This is a genomic window from Gymnodinialimonas sp. 202GB13-11 (genome assembly GCF_040932485.1).
Lineage (GTDB): Bacteria > Pseudomonadota > Alphaproteobacteria > Rhodobacterales > Rhodobacteraceae > Gymnodinialimonas > Gymnodinialimonas hymeniacidonis.
Window position 1 is genome coordinate 1 of record NZ_JBFRBH010000001.1, and the last position, 24,792, is coordinate 24,792.

21 protein-coding genes and 4 pseudogenes are annotated in these 24,792 nt (G+C 55.5%); 15 read left to right on the top strand and 10 right to left on the bottom strand.

Going from position 1 to position 24,792, the window contains the following annotated elements:
* Nucleotides 1-587 precede the first annotated feature (587 nt).
* Nucleotides 588-1,561: pseudogene (locus V8J81_RS20510) on the top strand (IS110 family RNA-guided transposase).
* Nucleotides 1,562-1,977: 416 nt separating this feature from the next.
* Here the strand turns inward: V8J81_RS20510 and V8J81_RS00015 are convergent.
* Nucleotides 1,978-2,898: a LysR family transcriptional regulator gene (locus V8J81_RS00015; RefSeq protein ID WP_368473710.1), complete on the bottom strand. Its 921-nt coding sequence runs from the start codon at nt 2,896-2,898 to the stop codon at nt 1,978-1,980.
* A 105-nt stretch (nt 2,899-3,003) separates the two neighbouring features.
* Between V8J81_RS00015 and V8J81_RS00020 the strand changes: the two genes are divergently transcribed.
* Together V8J81_RS00020 and V8J81_RS00025 are read left to right on the top strand one after the other, a co-directional pair.
* Nucleotides 3,004-3,246: a DUF2798 domain-containing protein gene (locus V8J81_RS00020; protein ID WP_368473711.1), complete on the top strand. Its 243-nt coding sequence runs from the start codon at nt 3,004-3,006 to the stop codon at nt 3,244-3,246.
* A 13-nt stretch (nt 3,247-3,259) separates the two neighbouring features.
* A complete protein-coding gene (locus V8J81_RS00025; protein WP_368473712.1) occupies nt 3,260-4,042 on the top strand; it encodes an aldo/keto reductase in 783 nt (260 codons plus the stop codon).
* Between the two features lie 170 nt (nt 4,043-4,212).
* On the opposite strand, the gene V8J81_RS00030 is transcribed toward V8J81_RS00025, so the two are convergent.
* On the bottom strand, nt 4,213-4,599 hold the full coding sequence (locus tag V8J81_RS00030) for a hypothetical protein (protein WP_368473713.1): 387 nt from the start codon (nt 4,597-4,599) through the stop codon (nt 4,213-4,215).
* A gap of 49 nt (nt 4,600-4,648) precedes the next feature.
* On the opposite strand from V8J81_RS00030, the gene V8J81_RS00035 reads away from it, so the two are divergent.
* Nucleotides 4,649-5,104 (top strand): hypothetical protein, encoded by a 456-nt coding sequence (locus tag V8J81_RS00035; RefSeq protein WP_368473714.1) that lies wholly within the window; start codon nt 4,649-4,651, stop codon nt 5,102-5,104.
* A 189-nt stretch (nt 5,105-5,293) separates the two neighbouring features.
* Here V8J81_RS00035 and V8J81_RS00040 read toward each other — a convergent pair whose 3' ends face one another.
* Complete coding sequence (locus tag V8J81_RS00040; RefSeq protein ID WP_368473715.1) at nt 5,294-5,755, bottom strand: Lrp/AsnC family transcriptional regulator; 462 nt, start codon at nt 5,753-5,755, stop codon at nt 5,294-5,296.
* Nucleotides 5,756-5,849: 94 nt separating this feature from the next.
* Between V8J81_RS00040 and V8J81_RS00045 the strand changes: the two genes are divergently transcribed.
* From V8J81_RS00045 to V8J81_RS00065, 5 genes and pseudogenes are all read left to right on the top strand, one after another.
* Nucleotides 5,850-6,188: an NIPSNAP family protein gene (locus tag V8J81_RS00045; RefSeq protein ID WP_368473716.1), complete on the top strand. Its 339-nt coding sequence runs from the start codon at nt 5,850-5,852 to the stop codon at nt 6,186-6,188.
* Nucleotides 6,189-6,191: 3 nt separating this feature from the next.
* Nucleotides 6,192-7,025 carry a cyclase family protein gene (locus V8J81_RS00050; RefSeq protein ID WP_368473717.1) on the top strand — a complete coding sequence of 278 codons (834 nt, stop codon included), beginning with the start codon at nt 6,192-6,194 and terminating at the stop codon, nt 7,023-7,025.
* The gene (locus V8J81_RS00055) at nt 6,937-8,127 is read left to right on the top strand and encodes a pyridoxal phosphate-dependent aminotransferase (RefSeq protein WP_368473718.1); all 1,191 of its coding nucleotides are present in this window, start codon (nt 6,937-6,939) and stop codon (nt 8,125-8,127) included. Before V8J81_RS00050 ends, V8J81_RS00055 begins: the two co-directional genes overlap by 89 nt.
* A 14-nt stretch (nt 8,128-8,141) precedes the next feature.
* Nucleotides 8,142-8,888: an SDR family NAD(P)-dependent oxidoreductase gene (locus V8J81_RS00060; protein WP_368473719.1), complete on the top strand. Its 747-nt coding sequence runs from the start codon at nt 8,142-8,144 to the stop codon at nt 8,886-8,888.
* A 14-nt stretch (nt 8,889-8,902) separates the two neighbouring features.
* A pseudogene (locus V8J81_RS00065) lies at nt 8,903-9,729 on the top strand (fumarylacetoacetate hydrolase family protein).
* Between the two features lie 205 nt (nt 9,730-9,934).
* Here V8J81_RS00065 and V8J81_RS00070 read toward each other — a convergent pair.
* Nucleotides 9,935-10,567, bottom strand: a complete 633-nt coding sequence (locus V8J81_RS00070) for a tyrosine-type recombinase/integrase (RefSeq protein WP_368473720.1) — start codon at nt 10,565-10,567, stop codon at nt 9,935-9,937.
* 276 nt (nt 10,568-10,843) lie between these two features.
* On the opposite strand from V8J81_RS00070, the gene V8J81_RS00075 reads away from it, so the two are divergent.
* Entirely contained in the window at nt 10,844-11,896 is a 1,053-nt protein-coding gene (locus V8J81_RS00075; RefSeq protein ID WP_368473721.1) for a sensor histidine kinase, read from the top strand.
* Between the two features lie 265 nt (nt 11,897-12,161).
* Here the strand turns inward: V8J81_RS00075 and V8J81_RS00080 are convergent, their stop codons facing one another.
* The 4 genes and pseudogenes from V8J81_RS00080 to V8J81_RS00095 all read right to left on the bottom strand — a co-directional run bounded on the left by V8J81_RS00080 (nt 12,162) and on the right by V8J81_RS00095 (nt 16,221).
* The gene (locus V8J81_RS00080; RefSeq protein WP_368473722.1) at nt 12,162-13,340 is read right to left on the bottom strand and encodes a glycine cleavage T C-terminal barrel domain-containing protein; all 1,179 of its coding nucleotides are present in this window, start codon (nt 13,338-13,340) and stop codon (nt 12,162-12,164) included.
* Nucleotides 13,341-13,692: 352 nt separating this feature from the next.
* Nucleotides 13,693-14,415: pseudogene (locus tag V8J81_RS00085) on the bottom strand (creatininase family protein); the annotation flags it as partial.
* A 344-nt stretch (nt 14,416-14,759) separates the two neighbouring features.
* Entirely contained in the window at nt 14,760-15,308 is a 549-nt protein-coding gene (locus V8J81_RS00090) for a GFA family protein (protein WP_368473723.1), read from the bottom strand.
* Nucleotides 15,309-15,603: 295 nt separating this feature from the next.
* The gene (locus tag V8J81_RS00095; RefSeq protein WP_368473724.1) at nt 15,604-16,221 is read right to left on the bottom strand and encodes a TetR/AcrR family transcriptional regulator; all 618 of its coding nucleotides are present in this window, start codon (nt 16,219-16,221) and stop codon (nt 15,604-15,606) included.
* An 85-nt stretch (nt 16,222-16,306) separates the two neighbouring features.
* On the opposite strand from V8J81_RS00095, the gene V8J81_RS00100 reads away from it, so the two are divergent.
* The gene (locus V8J81_RS00100) at nt 16,307-17,143 is read left to right on the top strand and encodes an alpha/beta fold hydrolase (protein WP_368473725.1); all 837 of its coding nucleotides are present in this window, start codon (nt 16,307-16,309) and stop codon (nt 17,141-17,143) included.
* Entirely contained in the window at nt 17,140-17,994 is an 855-nt protein-coding gene (locus tag V8J81_RS00105; RefSeq protein ID WP_368473726.1) for an NmrA/HSCARG family protein, read from the top strand. Before V8J81_RS00100 ends, V8J81_RS00105 begins: the two co-directional genes overlap by 4 nt.
* 575 nt (nt 17,995-18,569) lie before the next feature.
* Here V8J81_RS00105 and V8J81_RS00110 read toward each other — a convergent pair.
* Nucleotides 18,570-19,627: pseudogene (locus tag V8J81_RS00110) on the bottom strand (IS110 family RNA-guided transposase).
* A 209-nt stretch (nt 19,628-19,836) separates the two neighbouring features.
* Between V8J81_RS00110 and V8J81_RS00115 the strand changes: the two are divergent.
* Nucleotides 19,837-20,898, top strand: a complete 1,062-nt coding sequence (locus V8J81_RS00115) for an IS110 family RNA-guided transposase (RefSeq protein WP_368473727.1) — start codon at nt 19,837-19,839, stop codon at nt 20,896-20,898.
* Between the two features lie 311 nt (nt 20,899-21,209).
* On the opposite strand, the gene V8J81_RS00120 is transcribed toward V8J81_RS00115, so the two are convergent.
* Nucleotides 21,210-21,614, bottom strand: coding sequence for a helix-turn-helix domain-containing protein (locus V8J81_RS00120; protein ID WP_368473728.1), 405 nt, complete (start codon nt 21,612-21,614; stop codon nt 21,210-21,212).
* Nucleotides 21,615-21,688: 74 nt separating this feature from the next.
* Here V8J81_RS00120 and V8J81_RS00125 point away from each other — a divergent pair, with 74 nt between their 5' ends.
* Together V8J81_RS00125 and add are read left to right on the top strand one after the other, a co-directional pair.
* Nucleotides 21,689-23,095 (top strand): MFS transporter, encoded by a 1,407-nt coding sequence (locus V8J81_RS00125; RefSeq protein ID WP_368473729.1) that lies wholly within the window; start codon nt 21,689-21,691, stop codon nt 23,093-23,095.
* A 70-nt stretch (nt 23,096-23,165) separates the two neighbouring features.
* A complete protein-coding gene (gene add, locus V8J81_RS00130; RefSeq protein ID WP_368473730.1) occupies nt 23,166-24,146 on the top strand; it encodes an adenosine deaminase in 981 nt (326 codons plus the stop codon).
* Nucleotides 24,147-24,792 lie beyond the last annotated feature (646 nt).

Consider the following 24,792-nt stretch of genomic DNA (forward strand, 5'->3'; position numbering starts at 1 on the left):
GCACCGGCGTTGGAAACACGTTGGCGTGTATCGCCAGTGTTAGACCCAATACGTCAGCGCTTCATTTGCAGTCGCCGATTGGTCCGTAAACAAACATCCATAGTGTGAAGATGGTAGCGGAGGGGCGCTACCGTCAATCCCCCCGAGGCAGTGAGCAGACATTTTGTCTTGCGTTGCGCAGTGGCTCAACCTAATCAGAGCGGGTCACCTTTTCGGACAAAATAGCATCTCGTGAGCGCTAGTTTCGTGTATTATCCAAAGGTGTTGTCCTGGATGAAGTGCGTGGCACACCAAGGTTGAGACGCATACAGCTCATGCAAAAAAGATCACCACAGTTCCGTTAGACGTTACGCCTTAGTCGGAGAGGTGGAGCGAAACTGACGGTATTGCGTCGACCCTTTTGATCTGAAATTCGGTATGACATGATTTGCAGCGGGTAGCTCCCACGACACCAGCGTGTTAGATCAGAGCCGAGGCCTACGCTGTTTCTTTCGGCCCTAAGCGGATGAGGTGGATGGCTCCTGCTACATCGGCATCGAACGTACCAATGCGCAGTTGTTATCGACTGTTAGGAATGGAGCCACCCAATGACAGTAAAGACTGTGGGCCTGGATTTAGCCAAAGACGTTTTTCAACTTCACTACGTTTCTGCCACGGGACGCAAGATCATCAGCAAGAAGTTAAAGCGCGCAAAGCTGATCTCCTTCTTCGAAACTTTCCGCGTTGTATGGTCGGGATGGAGGCTTGTGGATCGTCGCATCATTGGGGCCGTAGATTGCGTGAACTCGGGCATGACCTCCGACGCATGCCATTAGCCTATGTCAAACCATATGTGACGCGCGGCAACACGGATGCTGCTGATACGGAGGCGATCTGCGAAACGGTGCGCCGAACGACCATGCACTTCGTTGAGATCAAATCCGAAGACCAGCAAGCCGTACTTGCTATACACTGAGCCCGGGATCTGGTCGTCCGACAACGTACCCAGATCGTGAACATGATCCGAAGCGTCCTGCGAGAGTTCGGGCACATTCTGCCAACCGGCATTGAGGCGGTGTCCAGGTTCGCTCGAGAGTACGGCACTGTAGAGCAATCGGAAATGCCTGAGATTGCAGACGGCGTTCTCGGTGTGATGTGCCATCAGCCCAACGGCCTCAATGCTCGGATCGATGGACTGACGAAGCTGATCGAGCAGCACGCTTGGCTGGATGTCGATGCGAGGAGATTGTTACCCATGCATGGTGTCGGTCCGATCATTGCTTTGGCGATTCTCGCCGCCAATGGCGATGCGAAACAGTTCGAGACCGGGCGCGACCTGGGAGTTTGGCTGGGTCTCACTCCACTCGACAAATCCAGTGGCGGAAAGGAACGGCTGGGCCGGATCACAAAGAAGGGTGACCGCTACATGCGAAAACTGCTGATTGTCGGAAAGACGTCTTGCGCGCTCATGGCCAAGAACAGCTCAGAGAAAGCAGACACCTGGACTGCCAAGCTTTTAGACGAGAAGCCCTTCCGGCTGGCGACAGTCGCCATGGCCAACAAATCAGCCCGGATCATCTGAGCGCTACTGACGAAACAGGAAGAATACCGGCAGCCGATCGCCTGATCCTGCCATGACATGCAAGACGCTTGATGTGATGATGCGAAACGAAGTCAACCAAGGGTAAGGACACCCCGACGAATGTCGCGGCCCTAAGACGTCGTTTAGCCGAAAGGAACCTTGTGTGTGGAACTGATCAGGGCCAGTGGCAACCGCCACGTAACCAGGCCGGACACACGACTGTACTGACAGACCATCGTTATCGCAAAAGTCGCTTGCAAAACAGTAGCCATCTACACACACCTCTCATCATATTAGGTCCCCCCGCAGTGCGGCTTCACCGAACCAGCCATTCGCCGCATCCGCGAGATCTATGCGTTGCCCGAGATTCGCTTTGCGGACTTTCTTGCCTTACGGCATGTGGACTTGAAGGTCAGCTATTGGCTGAAAACCAAGTCAGACCGGTTCGCCAACCTCTCTGCGAGGTGTTCAATGAAACTTGTAAGTTTGATCGGGGCAAACCGTTTCGTCGGATAGACCGCATAGATACCGCGAGACTGCACTGTGCTTTCGGGGAACAAGTGAACGGCCTTCTTTTCACGGATCAGAGGGAGAGCCAGATTGCTTCCGAGTTGCGCGATACCTGCGCCATGAGCCACCGATAGGGCGAGAGCTTCGGGGTCGTTCACGATGACGCATGGCAGGATCTCGTGCCGGATAGGATCACGGCCTGTCTCGGGTTCGAATTCCCAGGCAAAGACCCGCTGCGACGGATTTGACCTCATCCCGATCAATCGGTGCTGTGACAATTCGTCCAGTATTTCTGGCTGGCCTGCGGTCTTCAGATAGTCAGGAGATGCACAGACCATTGGCGTTACAGGCAGAAGCAACCGCGCAATATAGTCGCTGTCGGGGAGGACACCAGCGCGGATTGCTAGATCGAACTCCTCTGCCACCAGGTCAACGAAACCATCGAAGAGGGAAAGCTCGACAATGAGATCCCGATGCATCGCCTGGAACTCGGTCAAAGCAGGCAAGACATGAGTGCGTCCAAATGAGGTGGTCGAGGTCACACGCAGTGTGCCCCGAAAGGCGGCATGATCTTCCTGAAGTGCCGTTGCCGCATCGCTGAGTGCCTCGACCGCAGGGGCGCAGCGCATAAGGAAACGCTGTCCCTCCGGCGTCAGCTTCACCTGTCGCGTGGTGCGCGCAAACAGCCGTGTCGAAAGTCGATCTTCCAGAGCCTTGATATTCTGGCTGACAGCACCCGGCGACACACCAAGCACCTTCGCCGCACCGCTAAAATTTTCACGGCGTGCCGCTTGGATAAAGGTCTCAATGAGCCGCAGGTCAATCATGATTGATTATTTAGCGTGACTAATAAGTAATATCAATCTGCGACATATTCTAAATTTTTCGGGCGCAGTCCATATCCAGTTCATCAAAACGAAAGGACTGAGCCCATGACAGTACTGACCCATCACAAACTGCCCAAGTCGGCATCGCCAGTGGTCTTCGCGTTCATCATGTCCGCCAGCCTTGGTGGCGTGATGTCCGCCATGATCACCGCAATCAACACCGGCCTCACACCGGGGTTTCTGGACCGTTGGTTGCAAGCTTACGCGTTGGCCTTCGCCCTCGCATTCCCGTCGGTCACCTTCCTTGCGCCCATCGTGCGGCGCTTGGTGGACCGGATCACCGATTAAAGTGGAGATAGAAATGTCCAAGACAAACAACACATCCGAAACCTTCGCCATTGGTGGTGACATGGCCGTTAATCGGATCGGCTATGGTGCAATGCGCCTGACCGGCCAGCCTGGCAACTTTGGCCCGTACGAAGAGTGGGATGCAGGTGTAGAACTTCTACGCAGCGCACACGCCCAAGGAGTGACCTTCTTTGATAGCGCCCGGTCCTATGGTCCGGAATGGTCTGACAAGATCCTCGGTGAGGCGCTTGGTGGCACCGATGCGGTTCTCGCAACGAAGGGTGGTGTCGATAAGCCAGCGCCAGATCGCATCACCGTAGATGGCTCGCCGGACACGTTGCGCCGCCAAGTCGAAGAGGCCCTTGTGAACTTGCGCCGGAGCAAGATCGATCTCTTCCAACTTCACCGTGTCGACCCGAACACGCGGATTGAAACCTCGATGGAAGCCTTGGCGCAGCTGCAGTCCGAAGGTTCGATCCGGCACATCGGGCTATCGAATGTGGATCAGTCCCAGCTTGATCGTGCGCTTTCTGTCACCGCAATCGCCTCTGTCCAGAACCGCTTCAATGCGGCGGAACGTGGCGCGGAACAGATGGTGGATTTCACGGCGCGGGAGGGCATCGCTTTCATCCCCTACGGCCCTCTTGGCGCACACCCCATGCAGGCCGGAGCGAAGCTTGATCCCAAGGATGCACTGACGTGGCTTCTGAAGCGGTCACCCAATATCGTTGTGATCCCCGGAACAACCAAAGTGGCGCATGTTGCCGAGAATTTCTCAACCTGGGCAGGGTTTTGAGTGCCCAGGCAATCCAAAGAAGGAGAAGACCCAGAGTGCGACGCGTAGAAACCTCTTCCGCCTCGCCATTGGCGGTGCAGTCCTTACTGCAATGCAGCGGCTGCAAGCCAGGCTTGGGCGCAGGTGGCTCTCCTCCTGCCAATGAACGAACACCGATATGCCCGCGCCAACTACATCCCCGACGCGCCGCTGCGTTCGGTTGTTGGCAATGGTAAAGTACTCAACGGTACTGTGGTCTCGACCACCGATGGATCGCCAGTCGCCGGAGCACGCGTAGAGTTCCGGCTCCATACCACACCCGATGGCGAGATCGCGGTGAGCAAAACCCGGCCAATCGCGGCACCACCTTCACCGACGCCGACGGTCAATTCCGCATCCAGTCGGACCCACCCTTGCCAGTCTACGACAATTCCGTTCCACATATCCACACCCGGATCACGGCCAATGGGCACACCGAGTTCTACCACCGCCATGTTCCCGACGATGCGGTGGTAGATGAGGGCGCCGAAGTGATCCTCGAAGCCACAACCTGAATTCGACGGTCCGTTCAGCCGCAAGGACAGGCCGCACCTCCTCAAAACTCAACACGTCGAAAGGATTGCAGCCATGTCTGCCATCGCTACCTCTTTGCCGCATGATGCTGTTTCATCGGACCAAATCTCCAACCGGTTCTGGCCCACACTTCTCACCCTTGCTTTTGGTGCCTTCGTCATCGGCACATCTGAATTCCTGATCATGGGCATCTTGCCCGATGTTGCAGCCTCCCTCGGCGTCTCCGTAGGCGCAGCCGGTCAACTTGTCACCGCATTCGCATTTGGCATCGCCTTACAGGAGTCAGCTTCGCGGGACATTTCCGACATTGGATTTTGGCGCTTCGCTGACGCAGCGTCCGTTCGCAGGTGCAACACCATTTCCGCCGCGCAACAGCATGTGTCGCTACAGCGGTCATTCAAACGGTGGCCCGATGGTCCGTTCCAACCGTACTTTCGCCGCACGACCTATGGAGAACTCAGACGCGGCCAAGACGGCCGTCTACAATCCGAGTGCCAATGTCCGCAGTGAGAGCAAGAGCCGCCCTTTCTGCCGCTAACTGGATTGGTAGCGTTCGAGTTATCGTCGGTGCCTGCTACAGATTTACCGCCCCGAGCCACCTGTCTCACACAGGTAAAGATGGCCTACTGCCTGCTTTCTTCGCCGAGCGACGTACTCTGCAATGAGTGGATGACACATCTTTTCTCTCCTAGGCGAGGGCTACTTTGCGTTTGGCTCCCTGCTGCTGACAGCGTTGGGTTGCCATGACGATAAAACGATTTCCGAGTGGGTCTTCTCGATACAGGGCAAAGATTGGAGCTCTTCCAACATGAACCGCTCAAAATCGACGATTGAGGCGGCCCTGACCTTTAGCAGGTAACTCCAAGCGCCTGTCACGTGATGGCACTCAAGGATATTAGGCAGTTCTACGAGTTTGGCATGAAAGGCACCCTGCCGGCCCTCGCGCGTCGAGAAGACATAAACCATGGCCATAACCGGTAGCCCGATCGCCTCGTAGTCCACGTCGACCGTCCAACGCCGAATCGTTCCGGACTGCACCATCTTCTTGATTCGCTCCGTTACAGAGGACGTCGCCAGACCCACATCTTGTGCGATCTTCGCATGTGAGCGTCGAGCATCGCTTTGTAGCAGGTCCACTATTTTTTTATCGATCTTGTCCATTCTTCACTCTGACTATTTGTCGGATATTTTATTATATTGACATTATTCAGACGGCCTATCAATAAATAGTCAGTCAAAATACTGGATAAATGCGATGATCACCTGCCATATCACTTATCAGATTGATCCGATGAAAACATCTGACTTTGAAGTTTATGCACAAGCCTGGATCCCTCTTGTCGAGCGCTTTGGCGGTACGCACCATGGCTATTTCCTGCCCCACGAAGGGCCAAACGACCTTGCGTTTGCGGCGTTCTCTTTTCCGTCACTAGCTGCTTATGAGGCCTACCGTAGCGACAGCATGAAAGACGAAGACTGCAAGGCAGCTTATGACTTTGCGGTTCGGACAAACTGCATTGTGCGTTATGACCGCCACTTCCTGCGCCCCGTTCTGTCGGGGGATCTTAGCGGCATCAAACCCAGCGAGGCGTAAGCTGTGGTTCACCCACTTTGGAAATTGCGCTTTGATCTAGAGCGGGGTCAGTTCGTTGACCTGACACACGCGTTTCATCCCGGAATTCCGCACGGCGCCGGTTTTGATGACGAAGTCAGAGAGACGTTGTTTGACCACACGCCTGGCGTCGGATCCATAGGTGACGGGTTCTTGGTGCACAAGCACACAATCGTCGGTCAATGGGGCACGCATGTTGATCCGCCGATCCACTTTGTAGATGGCGGGCGCGCCCTTGATGACATTCCAGTTTCCGATATGGTTTTGCCGCTCTGCGTGATCGACTGCACAACGCAGGCGCAACAAGATGCCGACTATACGTTGGCTGTTTCGGACATCCTGAACTGGGAGGCGGAGCACGGACCTCTCCCGGAAGGGGCCTTTGTTGCGATGCGTACAGGATGGTCCAAACGATGGCCTGACGCTGCGAGAATGCGGCCTCTGGATGCGTCTGGTTGCGCCAGGTTTCCTGGCTGGGGATGCCAGGCCCTCACGTTTCTCGCGCAAGAGCGGAACGTCACGGCGATTGGCCATGAGACAACCGACACGGACCCTGGCGTGAAGGCCGGTCGCGGTAACTTCGAAGCTGAGGCGCTTTGGCTGGCATATGACAAGTATCAGATTGAGCTTCTCGCAGGTCTCGATCTGGTTCCCAATGCCGGCGCTTTGATCTTGCGAGTTTTCCAAAGGTCAAAGGCGGGTCCGGATTTCCAGCGCGCGCCTTTGCCATTTGCCCAAAGGTATCAACAAAATGACGACGACAAATCTCGCTCAGCGGACAGGCAATTTGAGGCCAAGCCTGATCCGGGACATCGCTGAAGAAGGCATGACTATGGAGGGGGTCTTGCCTCTTTGGTTTGGCGAAGGTACCTGGCCCTCCCCAGACCACATTGTGTCTTCCGCCCAGAGTGCCCTCGCCACTGGCGCACATTTTTACCAACCGAATAGTGGGAATATGGCTCTTAGGGGCGCGGTCTGTGCGTACACGACCGCACTATATGGTGGACCATGCCCTCGTGAGCGTATCACTGTGACAGCATCTGGCATGCAAGGGATAGCATTAACCGCGCAAGCCTTGATTTCGCCTGGCGACCGCGTCGTCACTCTACAACCAGCCTGGCCCAATATTGCCGAAGCATTTCGGATTTCCGGTGCCGAACTGGATTTTGTAGCGCTGGAGGCAAAGGATGGACGGTGGTCCCTCGATATGGATCGCTTTTTGGCGGCGCTTACACCCCAAACCAAGGCGGTACTGATAAATTCGCCGCACAACCCAACGGGTTGGGCCATGCCGCAATCGGATCTGCAATTGCTGCTGGAGCATTGTCGGCTGCACGGCATTTGGATTGTTTCAGACGATGTTTATGCCCGGCTCTACCGTGCGGACACCGTTGCGCCATCGCTTGTCAGCATCGCTGCGCTTGAAGACCGTGTGGTCTCGATCAACAGTTTTTCGGAGGCATGGTCCATGACGGGATGGCGTTTGGGCTGGATCAATGCTCCGGCGGAATTGGGGCCCGTCTTCGCCATGCTCACAGAGTTCAATATCGCGGGTCCCGCTGGCTTTGTTCAGGCCGCCGGGGTGACGGCTCTGTCAGATGGTGAGCGCGATATCAATGATCTGAAAAGCAAATTGGCAAGCAGCTATGCCGTTATGGTCGCGGCATTGGAACGCATCGATGGGATCACGTTCCTCCAACCGGATGGCGCTTTCTATTGCTTCTTTCGAGTGGACGGGATGCAAGGCAGCCTGAGCACGGCGCGCCATCTCTTGCGCCACGCAAAGCTTGGTGTCGCGCCAGGTATCGCTTTTGGCGATGCAGGCGAAGGGTTTTTACGACTTTGCTACGCGCAGCCAGCAGATCGTATTGAAGATGCAGTCGACCGCCTTGCACGCGGATTACCGCGGGCCATTCAATAAGAAGAGATCGAAAAATGACACAACCAGAAAACAAACACGCCGTCGTCACAGGTGGTGCGCAAGGCCTTGGCCTTGCTTGCGCCGCCAAATTGGCAGACCAAGGATATGCCCTAAGCCTTTGGGACATCGACCCTGACGCGCTGCGATCCGCTCAGGAGCAGTTTTCTGCGACATCGAACGTGACAACCTATCAAGTCGACATTTGTGACGCCGAGAGCGTCGCGCGCGCAGTCTCTGAAGGGGAAACCACAGCTGGGCTCATTTCCGTGTTGGTTCACAGCGCCGGGATCGCAGGGCCGAATGCACCTGTTGCGGATTATGATTTGGCGGCATGGAAGTCTGTGATTGATATTGACCTGAACGGCAGCTTCATCGTGAACAAAGCGGTCGTACCCTCCATGCAGCAAGCGGGCTATGGTCGGATCGTCAATATTGCCTCTGTGGCTGGGAAAGAAGGCAACCCTAATGCGAGCGCTTATTCCGCAGCAAAAGCGGGGTTGATTGCCCTTACCAAATCTCTCGGCAAAGAGCTTGCGGATCGAAACATAGCTGTCAATTGCGAGACGCCTGCGGCGGCAAAAACACGGTTGTTCGATCAGATGAGCGAAGAGCACATTGCCTATATGCTGTCCAAGATTCCGCGCGGTCGGTTTCTAGATGTCCAAGAGGCCGCAGAAATGATCGCTTGGATGGCCTCCCCTGAAAACAGCTTCACAACTGGAGCGGTTTTTGACCTCTCTGGCGGGCGCGCACCCTACTAACACGAGGCTTCACAATGAAATTGATGAGAGTTGGTCCGATTGGATCTGAAAAACCTGGGATCCTCGATGAGGCAGGCAGCATCCGTGATCTGTCCAGCGTGGTCCAAGACATTTCCCCGAGCGCGATAGGTCTAGACACACTAGATCGCCTGCGCAGCATTGATCCAAGCACCCTCCCTACATTGAGTCCAGAAGATCGGATTGGCCCTTGCGTCGGCGATGTTAGGCGGTTCTTTTGTATCGGTCTGAATTACTCCGATCATGCGATTGAGTCAAACCTGCCGATCCCTGACTTTCCAATTGTATTCATGAAAGTTTGCGACCCCACGGGTCCGAATGATCCTGTTTCAAAGCCTCAAAATGCAACGAAGATGGACTGGGAGGTTGAACTCGGTGTTGTGATTGGCAAAGAAGCCAAACATGTTTCAGAAGACGATGCGCTGAACTGTGTCGCAGGTTACTGTGTTGTTAACGACCTTTCAGAACGCTCCTTTCAAAACGAGTTTGGCGGCCAATGGGTCAAGGGCAAGTCCAGCGATGGGTTCGGCCCTATCGCGTCACCGCAGACGAGGTAAGCGATCCACAGAACCTCGAACTGAAACTCAGCGTCAATGGTCGGGTTCGGCAGAATGGGTCGACCAAAACTATGATCTTCAAGGTCGCACAGATCATTTCCCATCTCAGCAGCTTCATTTCATTGAAACCCGGCGATGTGATCTCGACTGGCACGCCACCCGGTGTCGATATGGGAATGACACCTGCTGTCTACTTGGACGTTGGCGACACGATTGAAGTTAGTATTGCGGGACTGGGGCGGCAGAAGCATGTAGTGGCCGCTTGATGACGCCAAGTTCGCAACTGGTGCAAGCTAGGTACTTCAGAAACGGGTCAACTGTATCTGTCTTCGCAGAACCACTTAGCGATCATTGCAGACATTCGTGCAATTCACAGCATCCAGTAGTTTGGGCTCAGCACTGACCATCGCCGCGCAGCTGACGGGCAGCTGCTTCGAGATGGCGAACGGCCGGACCGTTCGCCAAGCTAGCTCAGATGTCGATACGCTCAGCGATGCTCAGGGCATCTTCAAGTTCGACGCCACGGTAGCGCACTGTGCTGTCGACCTTTGTGTGACCAAGCAGCAGTTGGATCGCGCGGAGGTTGCCGGTCTTTCGGTAGATCTTCACTGCCTTTGTCCGACGGAGCAAATGGGTGCCATATCCACTTGGCTCTAACCCAATCGCCATGACCCAATCACCAACAAGCCGTCCATACTGGCGAGTCGAGATATGCGGGCGGTCATGGAAGCGGCTCGGGAACATAAACCGACACGCAAGCATCTCAGGTGATTTTTCCCAGGCCAAGACGGTTTCACGCGTGTTTTCCGTCAGTTCAAACCGTACCGGCCGCTTGGTCTTGCTCTGGATCACTGACACGCGTTCACGAACGCGGTCATCTTTGACAAGGTCAGAAACAGCCAGTTTGACCAGATCACAGCCACGCAGCTTGCTGTCGATGGCGACGTTAAACAAAGCCAGATCGCGTAGATAACCCGCCAGTTCGAGCCGCGCTCGGATCGCCCAGACCTGTTTTGGCAACAGGGGCCGCTTCTGACCAATAATGCGTCCTTTGTTCCAGGCTTTGCGATTGGGGGTGACCGCAGGAAGTTGGCCTTTTGGCATGATATGCCCTCCGATCCTCCCTCCATACCCAATCATCAGCGCCGCGCTGACAGGACAACCTTACAATCTGAAGGAATGGCAGGTGTCAGAGGCGCACAACGTCGGACGTTGCCGCACAAGCATTGGGCCGCTCTGAGCCCAAACCTCCCCGAGGCAGCGCCCCGAATCAATGTTAAATTCTGTCTTGTCGTATCCAAGCTGGTGGGTAGTCTGTCGGCTGCACAACGCAACAACTAGTGTCGCCGCAAGACTATTTCCCAAAGGGTCCGTAGAGACATGAATTCGCCGGTAGAAATCCACAGTCTCACTTGGAATGTGACCCCTGATCTGTTGGGTATCTTGGACAATGACGGGGTCTTCATTGAAAGCAATCCATCGTGGCTACACACGCTCGGATGGGAGCCTGAAGAAATCCGAAGCCGAACATTTTTCGACTTTCTTCATCCCGATGATGTTGCGAACAATGCGGCTGCATTCGTTGAGATTAAGACAGGTAAGCCAATCCTGGACTTCGAGAACAGGTATCGGCACAAAGACGGTACCTATCGGTGGCTGTCATGGAATGCCGTTCCTGAAGGCGGAAATTACTTCTGCAGCGCAAGGGATATTTCCGCCGCAAAGAAGAACGCCGCCTCCTTGCAATCAAGGGAACAAGAAGCTGCTTTGAGAGAGCAGTTCATTGCTGTCTTGGGTCATGATCTTCGCAACCCGCTCACTGCAATTCGCTCAGCCGCGAACATCATGCAGCGTGAGGAACAATCCGAGCGGACGAGCGACATGATTGCCGCGATTGATGGGTCTGTGGATCGCATGGCCGCGATTATCGCAGATGTCATGGATTTCGCGAGATCGAAGCTTGGCAGCGGTCTTGATGTCACTGTATCGAACGATGTGCGCCTGGATGACATCGTAAACCAAACGGTTGGTGAAATCGCTTTGTCTAATCCAGCTAGGGAAATTCACCGCAGAATAGATTTTAGTGGACGTGTTCGGGGTGATAAAACCCGACTATCGCAGTTGATTTCGAACCTTTTGGGCAACGCAACTACACACGGAGACCCCGCCACACCGATCCGCGTCAGTCTTGGTTGTGAAGGTGAAGAAGTGAAGTTGTGCGTCTCGAACGAAGGCCCGTGCATCCCAGCGGACAAGTTACAGACGATCTTTGAGCCGTTTTATACAGCCGACCCGGAGGAGCATACGAAGGGTTTGGGTCTTGGCCTCTTTATCGTCTCGCAAATCGCGAAAGCACACGGCGGCAAAATGGCAGTCACTTCAAAAGACGGCGAAACGTCCTTCGAATTTTCGATGCCGACTATGACCAATTAAACCTTAGACGGCATTTAGCGGGCATTCCGATGGTAAGCGGACATTGGCATTCATGAGCCAAACTGCGGCTTTGTCCCGCGACCTGTGAGTTGCCCTGAAAAACCTCGCTGCGCGGTGAACGGATGGCAGCTATGCCCGCCGCCTCGCGGATCCTAGACCGAGCACACGCTATCAGGTCAAATGGAGACCAAAACCCGAACAGAGCTGACCGAAAAACGTGGAAGCTATGCGGAGCAGGACAATTCGAACGCCATTCGCCAGCCACTCAGACGAAGGGAATCTTGCGGATCCGGGCCGCTACGGTGCCGTAGGGCAGTTCAATCATCACATTCGTGCCCGTCCCGGTATGGGCCAAGGTGACGAGACCAACACCAATCGTCCGACCGACACGCTTTGAATAGGCAAATTCGCTGACATAGCCGATTTCATCCGACCCACGCAGGACAGGGCAGGGGTGCCCGGGAAAGGCGGGTGTGCCGTCCAGGACAAGCCCCACGCGCTGCCGCTTCGGGCCGGAATTGTGCGCAGCCTCAAGCGCAGCACGACCGATAAATTCATGCCCCGCCTCAAGGTTCACCAGACCGCCAAGCCCGATCTCATATGGAGTTGCAGGGTAGTGCTGCCAGCGGATGTCCGCCCCGTAGGAGATGAGCCCGCTTTCCAGCCGCTCGATATCATTGGGCGCGCCTGGCCCGATCCCGAAGGGCTGCCCGGCCTCCTTCACAACGCCCCACAGCGCGGCACCTTTGGCGCTGTCCCGCAGGTAAAATTCAAAGCCGCTCTGCTTGGACCATCCCGATTTTGCCAGTACGAGGGGAATGCCATTCAGAGTCGTTTCGATGAATCCGAAATTTTTGAGGTCGTACACCATGGTCCCGAAGAGCCGCTCTGCAACATCAATCGCTTTCGGCCCTTGGATGGCCATGGGTGAGACGTCTGGCTCAGTTACGCGAACATCCCACCCCCGCTCCTGCGCGATGGCCGCGGCCCAAAGGTGAATGTCGCTGTCGGCCACCGACAGCCAATACGTCTCCTCCGACAGCTTCAAGAGCACTGGGTCGTTGATCAGCCAGCCCTGATGATCGCAGAGCGGCACGTAGCGGCCTTGTCCCACCTTGGTTTTCGTCAGATCCCGCGGTGTCAGATATTGCGCCAGCTTGCCCGCGTCAGTGCCTTGCATCTGCACCTGTCGTTGCGCGGCAACATCCCATTGCGCGACGCTGTTCAATAAACGATCATATTCACCCTCGGGATCGCCGAAATGGCCCGGGATCAGCATGTGGTTGTAGACCGAAAAACTCTGCACCCCGTCGCGGAGGGTGGAGTCAAAATAGGCCGATTTGCGGATGTTCGGGCCGATACCGATGGTAAGTGACATAAGGTCCTTCGAGATATTGATCGTTTCGTTGCGCCTCAGACTGCCTTCGGGTTCTTGCAACTGCACCCGTGCGACACAGCAGCCGAGGGCCCTGTCCAGAGGCCGGTACTTGCGAATCCTTTACGCGCTTTACTCAACCAGATCGAGTGGTTGGGGCTTGAGCATCCGCAGGTGGCTTTCGAATTCCTCGCGGTTGAGACAGTAGCCTGCCATGTGGCGCTGGCCCTCAAACGCCTTTTGGCCGTGCATCAAACCTGCGCACGGTTACCGAAATGAGCCAGGATCAGTTGGATCTGCAACCGAAGCCGATTGCCAAATGTTAGGCGCCCGCGTCGGTCAATTCGTCCGATCTAAGGCCAACAGTGTTGAAATCGCGGCAAGGCCAAGCGCCCAAGGACGAATAGCACCGTGCTCAAACCTAAAGACCGAAGGTTTGCACCACAGTTTGCGAAACTGCGGTCGCGCCAGCTTCTAAAAGCAACTCCCCTTTCTGCGATGAGGCGTTCTTCGTAATCCCATTGACGCCCGTTTCGGAGAGTTGGTCGTAGGGTATGAATGAGTACACGTCACGGTTCTTTGCGGCACCGAACGCTTTGTTGGGGGCATTCAACATCGCATCTTTGTCGATGTGTTCTTCGGCAAGCACCAGCATCATCGAGGTTTCCGCTTCACCTGCATGCAAGACGCCTTGCTGATCTTCCAGAATCTCCGAATATTTTTCGGCGCTATCGGAAAGGGTGCAATAAGTAAGCGCTCGCACAGGGTGCATCAGATCGCGGGTCAGTTTGCCAACTATGATCCGCAGCGCATCAACGTTACCCCCATGACCGTTGACGATCATGATCCGTGTGAACCCATGTCGCTGGATCGCTTCACACACATCCCGCAAAAGCGCCAAAAAAGTCTCGAACCGAACCGAGATCTTTCCTGGATAGGCCATATGGTGTTCTGAAAGACCGCACCAGACTGTTGGTGCCACTACAACCGCATGCTGTGAAGCTAGTTTTCTGGCTGTACGTATACATATCTCTTCGGCGAGCCGACTGTCCGTTTCAACGGATAGGTGAGGCCCATGCTGTTCGGTTGAGCCAACCGGAAGCAACACAATAGCGTTCTTCTGGACAAGTTCTCCGAGTTGCGGTGATCGAAGATTGCGCTAGTGCAAAAAATGATATCTCCTCACAACACGCTCCCGTTCGGTACCGGCAATGTGCCATGCTCATATGCAGGTGTTCACTCTTTGTTCGTAGGCAAAAGTAATGCCCGAGTCAACAAAAGTGAACATTCAGATAAGGCTCAGCATCGGTCAACAAGGGCGCGAAGGGGACCGATGCGTACACAGAAGTGCAGTGCTTGGCTTTTGTTGCACAAACCAGCGGTTGCGCCGGGGCCTCCTCGGCAGCTGTGCGGGACAAGTTGGATGTTCGCAAATAGTCAGTGAATGGCCGCTTCGGCACATGGTCATAGGGCTTTGGAGTATGCTCTCTAGTCTTGGTTGCTCAGGAGATGTTGTCCTGCCTTGGCTGAGGCCTGTAGACCTTTCGCATGCTTGGGGAGCGCGTCTTGTCGTTCGATCCATGGTAATCGTTTTGACCAGAAAATATGTGCAGTCGGCTGATACACAGATGGGTCAACCAGAGTTGCAGCATATAGATGCGTTTCGCTGGGAAAGACTTTTGTCTCGAACGACAGTGGTGATCCGCAATCTCCGCAAAAGCTCCGTTCCACATTCGGCGATGAACGATAAGTTTTGCGAGGCCCTGTCCATATGACATGATCCCGCTCTACGCCAAACCAACTGACATAATCAGATGATGATGCTCTTCGACAGTCCTCACAGTGACAAAGAGCCGCCCACAGAATTGTATCAGCGGCCCTCCAAGAGACCGAGCCGCAAAGGCAGTGCCCCGATAAACTTTTCATGTTTTCGATCTCCCATAGCCGTGAAGCTTCCCGTCCTCGTTCTAGCGTGTCTTTGTTCGGTACATCCGACTCGTCAACGCGCGACAAAAACCATACCTGACCCGACCCCATTTTCGGAGATTGCAGTAGTTCACGGGTCTTGCACAATCCGGTAGAATGGGGTCGCTCAGGGTTTTAGCTGCAGGGCGCATCAGGAGCAGTTACGCGGGACGAAGCTGACTTTCGCTGCGACTGCACCATTGGCAGCTTTGGGCAAACGGGGCAGGTCAAAAACGGTCGTTTTCGCCGGTGACAGAAACGGTTGAGTTTTGGCATCCTTGGCCGTGCCAAGACGCCCGCTAAAGGTGTCCGCAGGAGCACTTTGAATTGCTAGACGAGCTAGTTTTCTGACGGAGAATCGAGCTTTCTAGTTTCCATGCACCTGCGCAAGAGCGGCGATTATCAAATCGCATTGCCGCTCGATGGAAGCTTCGGCTGTCTCTCCGACAATCGCAGGAGAGCTTTGCAGATCAGACAACCCGTGGATGGCCGACCAAGCGAAGAAATGATGCTCAGAACGTGATGATGCGATGACGTCGAACGCCGCCAACTCGTGGAGACATTTTTTCAGCCAATCGTAGGTTGAAGGTCTGCCCGAGATGGGTGCCGGTGCAAGCCCCTGGGGCCCAAACATCAGCCGCCACAACTCTGTCCGACAGCGTGCGAATGCGGCGTAGGCAACTGCTAGGCGGGTGAACCTCGCGCGCGCGTCCGCTGCACTTTTGGCGGTGCTTTCGAATGGCACTGCGGCCTCAAAAGTGTCTGCCAGGGCATCGAATCCCCGCGCTGCTACAGAGCGCATCAGTGCATCCTTGTCGGGAAAGTGGCGGTAGGCGGCTCCTGGAGAGACGCCAAGATCGCGCGCGGCCTTGCGTACGGATAAATCGGATAAGGTGCCGTCATCTGCCGCAGAAAGTGTATAGGTTACAAGCGCTTCCTTTAGATTTCCGTGGTGATGCGCGTTGCGGGGCTTGGTCTCTGTCATGACGCCATATATAATCAATGTTTACTTTTGCTGCAAGCCACCTTAAGTAATCAATGATTACTCTTGGAGGCGCACGATGAATGCCATGACACGAATTGAACCCGCTACGCGTATCTCTCACATGGTCGAGACGGAACTGGGGCGGTTGCACGTTCTGGAAACAGGGACCGGAGACAGAATGATCCTGCTCTGGCCGTCCATCTTCACTGATCATCGAATCTATGACGGGATCGTTGACCGTCTGGCCACTTCCTATCGGTTCCTACTGATCGATGGCCCCGCCCACGGACGGAGCGAGGGAGGCGAAACGGAGTTCTCGATGGAAGCCTGCGCCAATGCGTTGGGCCAGGTCATGGATCATTTCAGTCTTCAGAGCGCCATCATCGGCGGGACGTCCTGGGGCGGCATCACAGCCGCGCATCTCACTTTGGCGACACCTGAGCGTGTCGAGGCGCTTATTCTCATGAACACACCCATGGAGATCGACGCTGCAAAACCCGGTCTTAAGGCGCGCTTTATCGCAAGCGGTGCGCGGTGGATGCTGCCCATGGCCTTCTTTCGGGATGGTGTCGCAAATAGCTTCTTCACGCCAGAAGTCTTAAAGGCAAATCAGACCTACACGACGTCCTTTCATGCAATGCTAAGAGCCGCGCAACCGTCACATTTGGCCGCTGCAATTCGATCTGTCATTCTGCGTGGCAAGCCGTTGAAAGATCGCATGGCCGAGTTAAGCGTGCCGACATTCGTGATTGCCGGGAGGGAAGACGAGATGTACCCGATCTCGGTCCAAGCCGAGGCCGCTTTGCTCGCGCCAAAGGGCCACTTTGAACCGGTCGGAGGCAAACACATCTCGGTAGTCGAACGGCCCGAAGAGGTATCCGCCATTCTAAAAACCTTTATTGCGCGGGAGGTCGGCCAATGACCTATCTGATTCTCGGTGCAACAGGGCTTCAAGGCGGCGCTGTCGCTCGCGAGTTGCTGAAGCGGGGCCAACCGATCCGCGTGCTCACCCGCCGGGCCGGATCATCCAAGGCCAAGGCATTGGCGAAGCAGGGCGCGGACGTTGTCGAGGGCGACCTGTCGCGCCCGGCCACCCTGGAACCGGCGTTCGAAGGTGTTGCAGGGGTCTTTTCGGTTCAGGACTTCTATGCACCCGGCATCGGTCTGGTCGGAGAGTTGGAGCAGGGCCGGAACGTAATTGCGGCCGCCAAGGCAGCGGGTGTGCGCCACATCGTCCAGTCCAGCATGGGCGATGGTCACACGCCGGGCGGGCCTGAGCATTTCGTTTCCAAAGCTCTGTTAGAGCGCGATATCAAACGAAGTGGCCTGGCCTGGACGCTTCTCGGCACTGTTTGGTTCATGGATAATCTTCTGAACCCCGAGATGAAGCCTCATCTGCTGTTTCCCGTTCTTGCCGGATCGCTCAAGGCCGACACGAAATTTCAGATGCTGGCGATCAAAGACCTCGGCTGGATCGTTGCCGAAGCTCTCACTGATCTCGACGGGTGGAGTGGTCGCAAGATCAACCTGGCTGGCGACGTGATGACCGTGCCGGAAATGAAACGCGCCTATCGCGAGGTTACGGGAAAACGCCCCAAGAGTTGGCGGATTCCGGCGGCTATGTTCCGTAAGCTGGTGCCAGAGTTCGCACAGCAACTCGGCTGGCATAACCGGGTGAACTTTGCCTTCGGACCGGAAGAGCTTCGTGCCGCAAAGTCGGACACCGTGAGCTTTCGCGTTTTTCTAGAGAGCCATCGGATTGAAAGCATGTAGCCAGGCTAGTGCTCCCAAGACCAAATGGAAGGCTTATCTCTGATCTGATAACAACGGGTGCCTGTCTACCCACAGCTCGGACATAAACCCCATGCCAATACCTATGCGCCAAAAACGGTCGTTTTTGTTATGGGCGGCGATGCGCTTACAAACGTAAGAAAAATTCTGTGCTACAAACCTTTGGCAGAACTCGGATTGATTTTGGCGCGTTTTTGGTCGACTTCCGGTGGAGCGGACATTGGTGCACCGTGCAGCATCGATTACACTGAGCTCTGAGCCGACCTAGGATGCAGCGCAGCACCCACGCGGTTGAACGTCCCACGCACCGCATTAGCGGCCCAATGTATGTACCGGCTGTTGTTCGCAAATGATTTCTGGCATGTTCTCGGAAGTCGCTCATATGTATCCGGCCTGTTGGTCGGCACGCGGGCCGTGGCCTTGTTGGGGTTACGCACGCACCGTGATCTAATTGCCGGCAAGATCCATGATGACCGTTTGGGCCGTTAGACTCTGGGGGCGTAATTGTTCTGTTCCATGCTTTCTATCTATCGCGAACTCCTTTGGGTCGATCCGGCTTAGACGCCGATGGCGATCTCGTCCCTTGGCGCATCAAACGCCGTTCTGTGTCTTAAAATACTCCAGGCCATGCGCGCCAATTTGTTGGCCAAGGCAACGGCAGCTTGTTTCGGTTCATCCGCTCTGCGGCCTTGATCAACCAATCGCCAAAGCTGAAGTCCGGCCATCGATTGGTCCGCATCAAGATAACCTTGGCAGCTTGGACGAAGAGCATTCGCAAATATCGACTGCCGTGTTTGGTGATGCGTTCGAGGACCGTTCATCCTCCGGTGCTGTATTGCCTGGGCACCAATCCCACCCAGGCCGCAAAGTCGCGTCCTCGCCCGAAAGCTTCGCCTGTCCCGATGGCGGCGACCATCGCGGTTGAGATCATCGGGCCAACGCCAGGCAACGTCATGACATTGATGCAGTTCTCCTCTGTTCGACAGATCTGCTCGATCTCTTTGAAAACCGTATCAATCCGATCATCTAACCAAAGCCAATCTCCATACAGGCCGATCAAGATCGTGCGAATGCGCGGTGATATCTCGTCCTTGCGCTCATCCAAGATCGTTCCGAAGGAATTCTTCAAGGCGCGCAGACCTTTGCGCACCGTGATGCCTTGCTCGATCAAGAAAGCGCGGATCTGATTTATCGACGCAGTTCGGCGCAACACAAGGCGCGAGCGAACGCGATGTAACGCCTGCAGGTCGAGCTGCTCTTCGCTTTTCTCTGGAACGACTGGCAGATTGGGGCTTAACGCTGCCTCAGATATAGCCTCGGCGTCATTGTAATCGTTCTTCTGGCCCTTGATGAACGGCTTCACGTAGATCGCTGGAATGATCCGAGGCTCGAAGCCCATCTTGCGAAGCGTCCGGCTCACGAAATAGGCGCTCAGGCACGCCTCCATACCCACCACACAACGCGGCAACTTCTCGAAGGTCGCCACAAGAGCCAACCGCTTGATCCGCTTGCGCATGACCAGGTGACCATCAGGGTCAAATGCCACGATATGGAATGTGTCTTTGCCAATATCGATGCCTATCGACATCAGTTCGTCAATCTCACTCTTCGCCATGCTACTTCTCCTACCTGCAGGTGAAATAGGCCAAGCCTAACCTGCTGGGTGAAGCAGCCGGTACATCCCATTACCTGCCGTTCTGTTTCCTTGCTAGATGCTCCGGTGCGGCCCGCCAAAGCTGATGGGGTGGATGGCTCCTGCTCCACCTGGCGTTGAAATGCGCCATAGTGCAGATGTCGAAGTCTGCTTATGAGAGGAGCCACCCCATGCAAGTTATTACTATCGGCTTTGATCTGGCGAAGAACGTATTCCAAGTCCGCGGGATCGCCGCCACGGAGGAAGTGGTGTTCAACAAGCCCCTGAGGCGGGCGCAGTTTTTGCCCTTCTTTGCGAAGTTAGAACCCTGCTTGATTGGCATGGAATCTTGCTGCAGCGCCCATTGTTGGGTCCGCGAGTTGACCGCCTTGGGCCACGAGGTGCGTTTGATCCCGCCGATGTATGTGAAACCCTACGTCAAGCGAGGAAAGTCAGACGCAATCGACCCTGACGCAATCTGTGAAGCAGTGACCCGACCGACGATGCGCTTTGTGCCGATCAAGACCGTTGAGCAGCAGTCGCTGTTATCACTGCATCAGGCGCGTGATCTTCTTGTTCGCCAAAGGACGCGATTGATCAATGGCTTGCGTGGTCTGGTCACCGACTTTGGCATCTACATCCCCAGAGGGCTGGCGCGCGTGATTGGTCTTGCTGAGGATATCACCTTGGGCGAATTTCTTGACTCGCCAGACATTGCCAACGAGGTGATCCGCAATCTGTCCGAACAGCTCATGGCTCTACACGAGCGGGTTCGCCGGTACGAAAATCGCCTGAAGCAGGTCGCCAAAGAAGATGCGCGTGTCCGCTTGTTGCGCACGATCCCTGGCGTTGGCGAAGTGACGGCATCTGCCATATTCGCCAGCATCGGAGATGGTCATCAGTTCAGGAACGGTCGAGAATTTGCAGCTTGGCTGGGGCTGACACCGGCAAACAAGTCCAGCCGAGGGAAAGAGAAGCTTGGTCGGATCACCAACATGGGCGATCAGTATCTGCGATCGTTGCTTGTCGTCGGCATGACCTCACTGGTCCGGCAGACCCGATCCCATCCGGAACGCGCCAGCAAGTGGCTGACGTCTTTGCACGAACGCAAACCTGCTCGCGTCGCAACTGTCTCGATGGCCAACAAGACAGCCCGGATCGTCTGGGCCGTCCTCACCCGCAACGAACCTTACAACCCACGCGCTGTCGCCGGAGACGAAAGGAACATCGAGCTAGCAAGACCCGCGAGATGATGGTGCAAAAGTCAGCCGCCAAAACCAGAACACCCTACCGAATGTCTCGGGCATCACAGCCCGATAAGCTGTAAGGGGCCTGGTTTGCGGAACCCATCAGGGCCAGCGGTCAAAACCGCCCAAACAGGCCGAACACATGACTGCTTCTGACCAGCGCACAACTCAGCTCAAAAAAGTCTTGCTATAAAGGAGCCATCCACACAAGACTTTAGCTGTTACAGAATAATCAGCGACGCTGCTAACTCACCGGTTGCGGGACAAACTCCACTTTCGCACGAGGGCTATGATGCCGGGTATCAAACCCGAGAGCATCAGCGCTCCGAAACCCTTGTTGCGACTTTCAACAGTTTCTGGAAGCGAGTGCAGTCGAAGTGGTTCTCGAAAGGGCAGTTCGACACATGACGCAACATACGCGCAAGATTTACCAGTCGCTCCGCTTGCCTCTCCAAGCTGTCGGCCCTGTCTAGCAATGCCTGACGCGGAATGACCGTAGCGCCAGGTCGCTGTAGCACCGCGCCCACCTCATTGAGCGTGAAACCAGCAGATTTCGCAAGCGTGATCAGTGCAAGCTCTTGCAGAACATCCGGTTCGTATTGTCGGCGCAGCCCGTTTCGAGCAACAGACGCAATGAGTTTCCTCTTTTCGTAATATCGCAGACCCGACGCACTTAACCCGGAGCGGTCAGCAACTTCGGCTATGTCCAGAAGTTTTTCCAATCGTGGTGTCCTTGACTTGAACTGAACTTCAAGTCGTAGGCTCCTCGCTCGACTCATGCAACGGAGAAGTGCGCATGACCATCCGAACAGAAACAGACGAAGAAAAAGGTGGAAGGGCGACCCTGATTGGCCCCAGTTTATCAGTTGCTCTAGCGTCCTTGGGGACCAGCACTGCGGCAGTTACGTTGCCCGAGCTATCGTATGACTTCCGAGGGTCCAGCCTCGACACAACATTCGTTGTCTCGGCTTACATTCTCGCTACGACGGCGTTCATCGTGCCAGTTGGGCGGGCGGGCGATCTTTTCGGCAAACGGGTAACCCTTGTTTTTGGGTTGTGTCTATTCATGTTTGGTGCGGCACTGGCTTTCTACGCAGCCGCGCTTCCAGTTCTGGTTGCCAGCCGGTTGATCCAGGGGGCAGGTGCGGCCGCAATGATGGCGATGCCTCTGGCGCAGGTGCGCGATACCGTAGCGACGAGCCAAGTCGGAAGATGGATGGGGATGATGGGAACGTTGTCGGCCATCGGCACGGCGTCCGGTCCCGCTCTCGGGGGCGCGATAGTCGCCAGCTTTGGGTGGCGCGCCGTTTTCGTGTTGCAGATACCCGTCGCTGGGATCGCTCTCGCACTGTGCCTGATTTTTCTCAAGGACTGCAAACACGCCGATACCGGCACCAAAATCGATTTTGGTGGTGCGGGCACTTTGGCCGTGTTCATAGCTGCAATCACCTTCTTCATTTCTGATATGACCGGCGGCTTTGATGCGGTGACCTTCCTGCTTTTGGCAGTCACGCTCATCGCATACGCGGGGTTTTCGGCTGTCGAGCATCGCACCAGCACGCCAATCCTACCGCTTGAATTGCTGAAGTCGCCGCACCTGCGTCTCAGTCTCGTGATGAACGCTATCGTGTCTCTGGTCATGATGGGCATCCTTGTCGTCGGCCCGTTCTTCCTGACAGTCGGGCTTGGGTTGACGACCGACCAGATGGGGTTGGCCATGTCAGTTGGTCCAATCGCCTCCGCGCTGTGTGGCGTACCGGCCGGACGGCTGACCGAAAAAATTGGGTCTGGTCGGGCTGTCATGATTGGCGGGCTTGCGGTAACTATTGCAGCGGCTGCAATGGCGGGCCTGCCCTTCATGTTCGGGCTTGGTGGGTTCATCGCTGCCTTTATGCTTTTGTCGCCCAGTTATCAGGTTTTTCTAGCCGCGCTTAACACCTCTGTGATGGAAAACGCATTGGAAAAGGACCGAGGAGTGACCTCCGGTGTCCTCAACCTAAGTCGCAACTTCGGTTTCATCTTGGGAGCCAGCGCCATCAGCGGCGTTTTCTGGTCACTTGCAGGTTTGGACGCCGGCATCGCAGACGAAGCGCAGAGGATCAGACTCGCGATGGCCGGAACGTTCGCCCTTTGCTCTGGCCTGGCGTCTGGCGTTGCACTCCTCGCGATCCTCGCCGCGCGGCTCAAAGCTGACGAGGGTTAGCCGAGAAACGAGCAACACTCTTGATATTAGGAATGGGAAAAGTCGAATGGATAGAAGCGACATTGTTGCGATGCCAAAGGTTGAATTGCACGTGCATCTCGAAGGTGCAATCAGACCCGCCACGCTGATGCATCTCGCCGCCAAAAACCGAGTGAACCTACCGCCGAAGACCCTTGAAGAGTTCGACAAATGGTATGAATTCGTTGACTTCCCGCATTTCGCACAGGTGTTTCAGGCGTCCTCTAGATGCATCCAGTCAGCAGAAGATATTCACCGCATTACCGTTGATTTCCTCGACGGTCAGGCCGAGCAAAACATTATACATACCGAGGCGACATATACGGCCTTCACACACTACAAAACCGCCGGCATCCCCTTCGACGAACAGATTGGCGCGATCCGCGACGCGGCAAACGCTGCTTATTCGCGGCACGGCATAACGTTCGGTGTTATTGTTGATATTGCCCGCGGCATGGTCAGTGACGCGGAGGCTATGCAAACGGCACAGTGGGTCGCTGACGCTCACGGCGACGGCTTGGTCATCGCCTTGGGATTGGGAGGGTACGAGAAGCCGCACCCTGCAGAGAACTATGTCACTCCCTTTGAGTTTGTGCGGGACGCTGGTGTGCCTGCCGTAGTCCATGCTGGCGAAACAGGCGGTCCACAGAGTATTCGCGCAGCTGTCGAACAACTGAATGCCATACGTGTCGGGCACGGTGTCACGGCACTGGAAGATCCTTCCGTCGTGTCGCTGTTGAAAGAACGTGGCATCGTTCTGGAAGTCTGCCCTACGTCCAACCTATGCATCGGGGTCGCGGATCGGATCGAGAACCACGCGTTGCCGCACCTGATTGAGGCGGGCTTGAAGATCACAATCGGAACGGATGACCCTCCGATTTTCAATACAACACTTGTGGATGAGTATCAGAAGATCGCTGACGCTTTCGGATACGGGCGAGACCATCTCATTGAGTTCAACCGAGTTGCTGTCGAGGCTGCGCTGGTATCAGAGTCCCGTCGCGCTGAGCTTCAGGCTACGCTCGGCGACTGAAACATAGGCAGGTCCTTCCAGAGAGTTGAAAAAAACTACGTGCTAGCTCCATGATCCAGCCGGGGACTCTCCTATTCCATATGACCTTCAATGCCGTGTCGAAAGTCGGTTGTTGCGCGCCGAAAGAGCGTGAAACGAAGACCGCAAGGAAGTCACCAAAGTATGGCAACGCAGCAACGCATTTGACCGAGGAGCTATCCGAAGAAGGGGATCTTCTCTTCGCTGTTCACAGACTTGCCTGAAAGCTTGATCTGGCCCCGCAAGAACGACTGACTGCGGCATCGAACTAGTATCAAGCGCGGTAAATGCTCGACGGACATATCGGATCCGGAGCGATTTTGGGAAAGCGACCGTTCGGCGACTATGCACAATAGATCAAGTTTGGCTCGTTCCAGACATCGGATGCGGCACAGCATCCAGACAGCCAACTATCTTGGTGACGGTCACTCACGGCCCCAAGCCGACGTTGATGACTTAGTCATTACTGCGCTGCGGCATTCCCAAAGCAGACGTCGGAGCTGAATATCAGATCTAGGGGTCATTCGGCATCAACCGCCGGGCGGCAACAGGGTTAAGGAATGGAGCAAAGCCGCCTATCATCAGCCAGAACCACAAGCTGCGCGATAGCTAAAAGTTGAAGAATGTC

What these genes read in the sequence shown, in the direction of transcription:
- V8J81_RS00015 (WP_368473710.1), bottom strand. Translation starts at nt 2,898, where the DNA reads ATGATTGACCTGCGGCTCATTGAGACCTTTATCCAAGCGGCACGCCGT.
- V8J81_RS00020 (WP_368473711.1), top strand. Translation starts at nt 3,004, where the DNA reads ATGACAGTACTGACCCATCACAAACTGCCCAAGTCGGCATCGCCAGTG.
- V8J81_RS00025 (WP_368473712.1), top strand. Translation starts at nt 3,260, where the DNA reads ATGTCCAAGACAAACAACACATCCGAAACCTTCGCCATTGGTGGTGAC.
- V8J81_RS00035 (WP_368473714.1), top strand. Translation starts at nt 4,649, where the DNA reads ATGTCTGCCATCGCTACCTCTTTGCCGCATGATGCTGTTTCATCGGAC.
- V8J81_RS00040 (WP_368473715.1), bottom strand. Translation starts at nt 5,755, where the DNA reads ATGGACAAGATCGATAAAAAAATAGTGGACCTGCTACAAAGCGATGCT.
- V8J81_RS00045 (WP_368473716.1), top strand. Translation starts at nt 5,850, where the DNA reads ATGATCACCTGCCATATCACTTATCAGATTGATCCGATGAAAACATCT.
- V8J81_RS00060 (WP_368473719.1), top strand. Translation starts at nt 8,142, where the DNA reads ATGACACAACCAGAAAACAAACACGCCGTCGTCACAGGTGGTGCGCAA.
- V8J81_RS00070 (WP_368473720.1), bottom strand. Translation starts at nt 10,567, where the DNA reads ATGCCAAAAGGCCAACTTCCTGCGGTCACCCCCAATCGCAAAGCCTGG.
- V8J81_RS00075 (WP_368473721.1), top strand. Translation starts at nt 10,844, where the DNA reads ATGAATTCGCCGGTAGAAATCCACAGTCTCACTTGGAATGTGACCCCT.
- V8J81_RS00090 (WP_368473723.1), bottom strand. Translation starts at nt 15,308, where the DNA reads ATGGGGTCGGGTCAGGTATGGTTTTTGTCGCGCGTTGACGAGTCGGAT.
- V8J81_RS00095 (WP_368473724.1), bottom strand. Translation starts at nt 16,221, where the DNA reads ATGACAGAGACCAAGCCCCGCAACGCGCATCACCACGGAAATCTAAAG.
- V8J81_RS00100 (WP_368473725.1), top strand. Translation starts at nt 16,307, where the DNA reads ATGACACGAATTGAACCCGCTACGCGTATCTCTCACATGGTCGAGACG.
- V8J81_RS00105 (WP_368473726.1), top strand. Translation starts at nt 17,140, where the DNA reads ATGACCTATCTGATTCTCGGTGCAACAGGGCTTCAAGGCGGCGCTGTC.
- V8J81_RS00115 (WP_368473727.1), top strand. Translation starts at nt 19,837, where the DNA reads ATGCAAGTTATTACTATCGGCTTTGATCTGGCGAAGAACGTATTCCAA.
- V8J81_RS00125 (WP_368473729.1), top strand. Translation starts at nt 21,689, where the DNA reads ATGACCATCCGAACAGAAACAGACGAAGAAAAAGGTGGAAGGGCGACC.
- add (WP_368473730.1), top strand. Translation starts at nt 23,166, where the DNA reads ATGCCAAAGGTTGAATTGCACGTGCATCTCGAAGGTGCAATCAGACCC.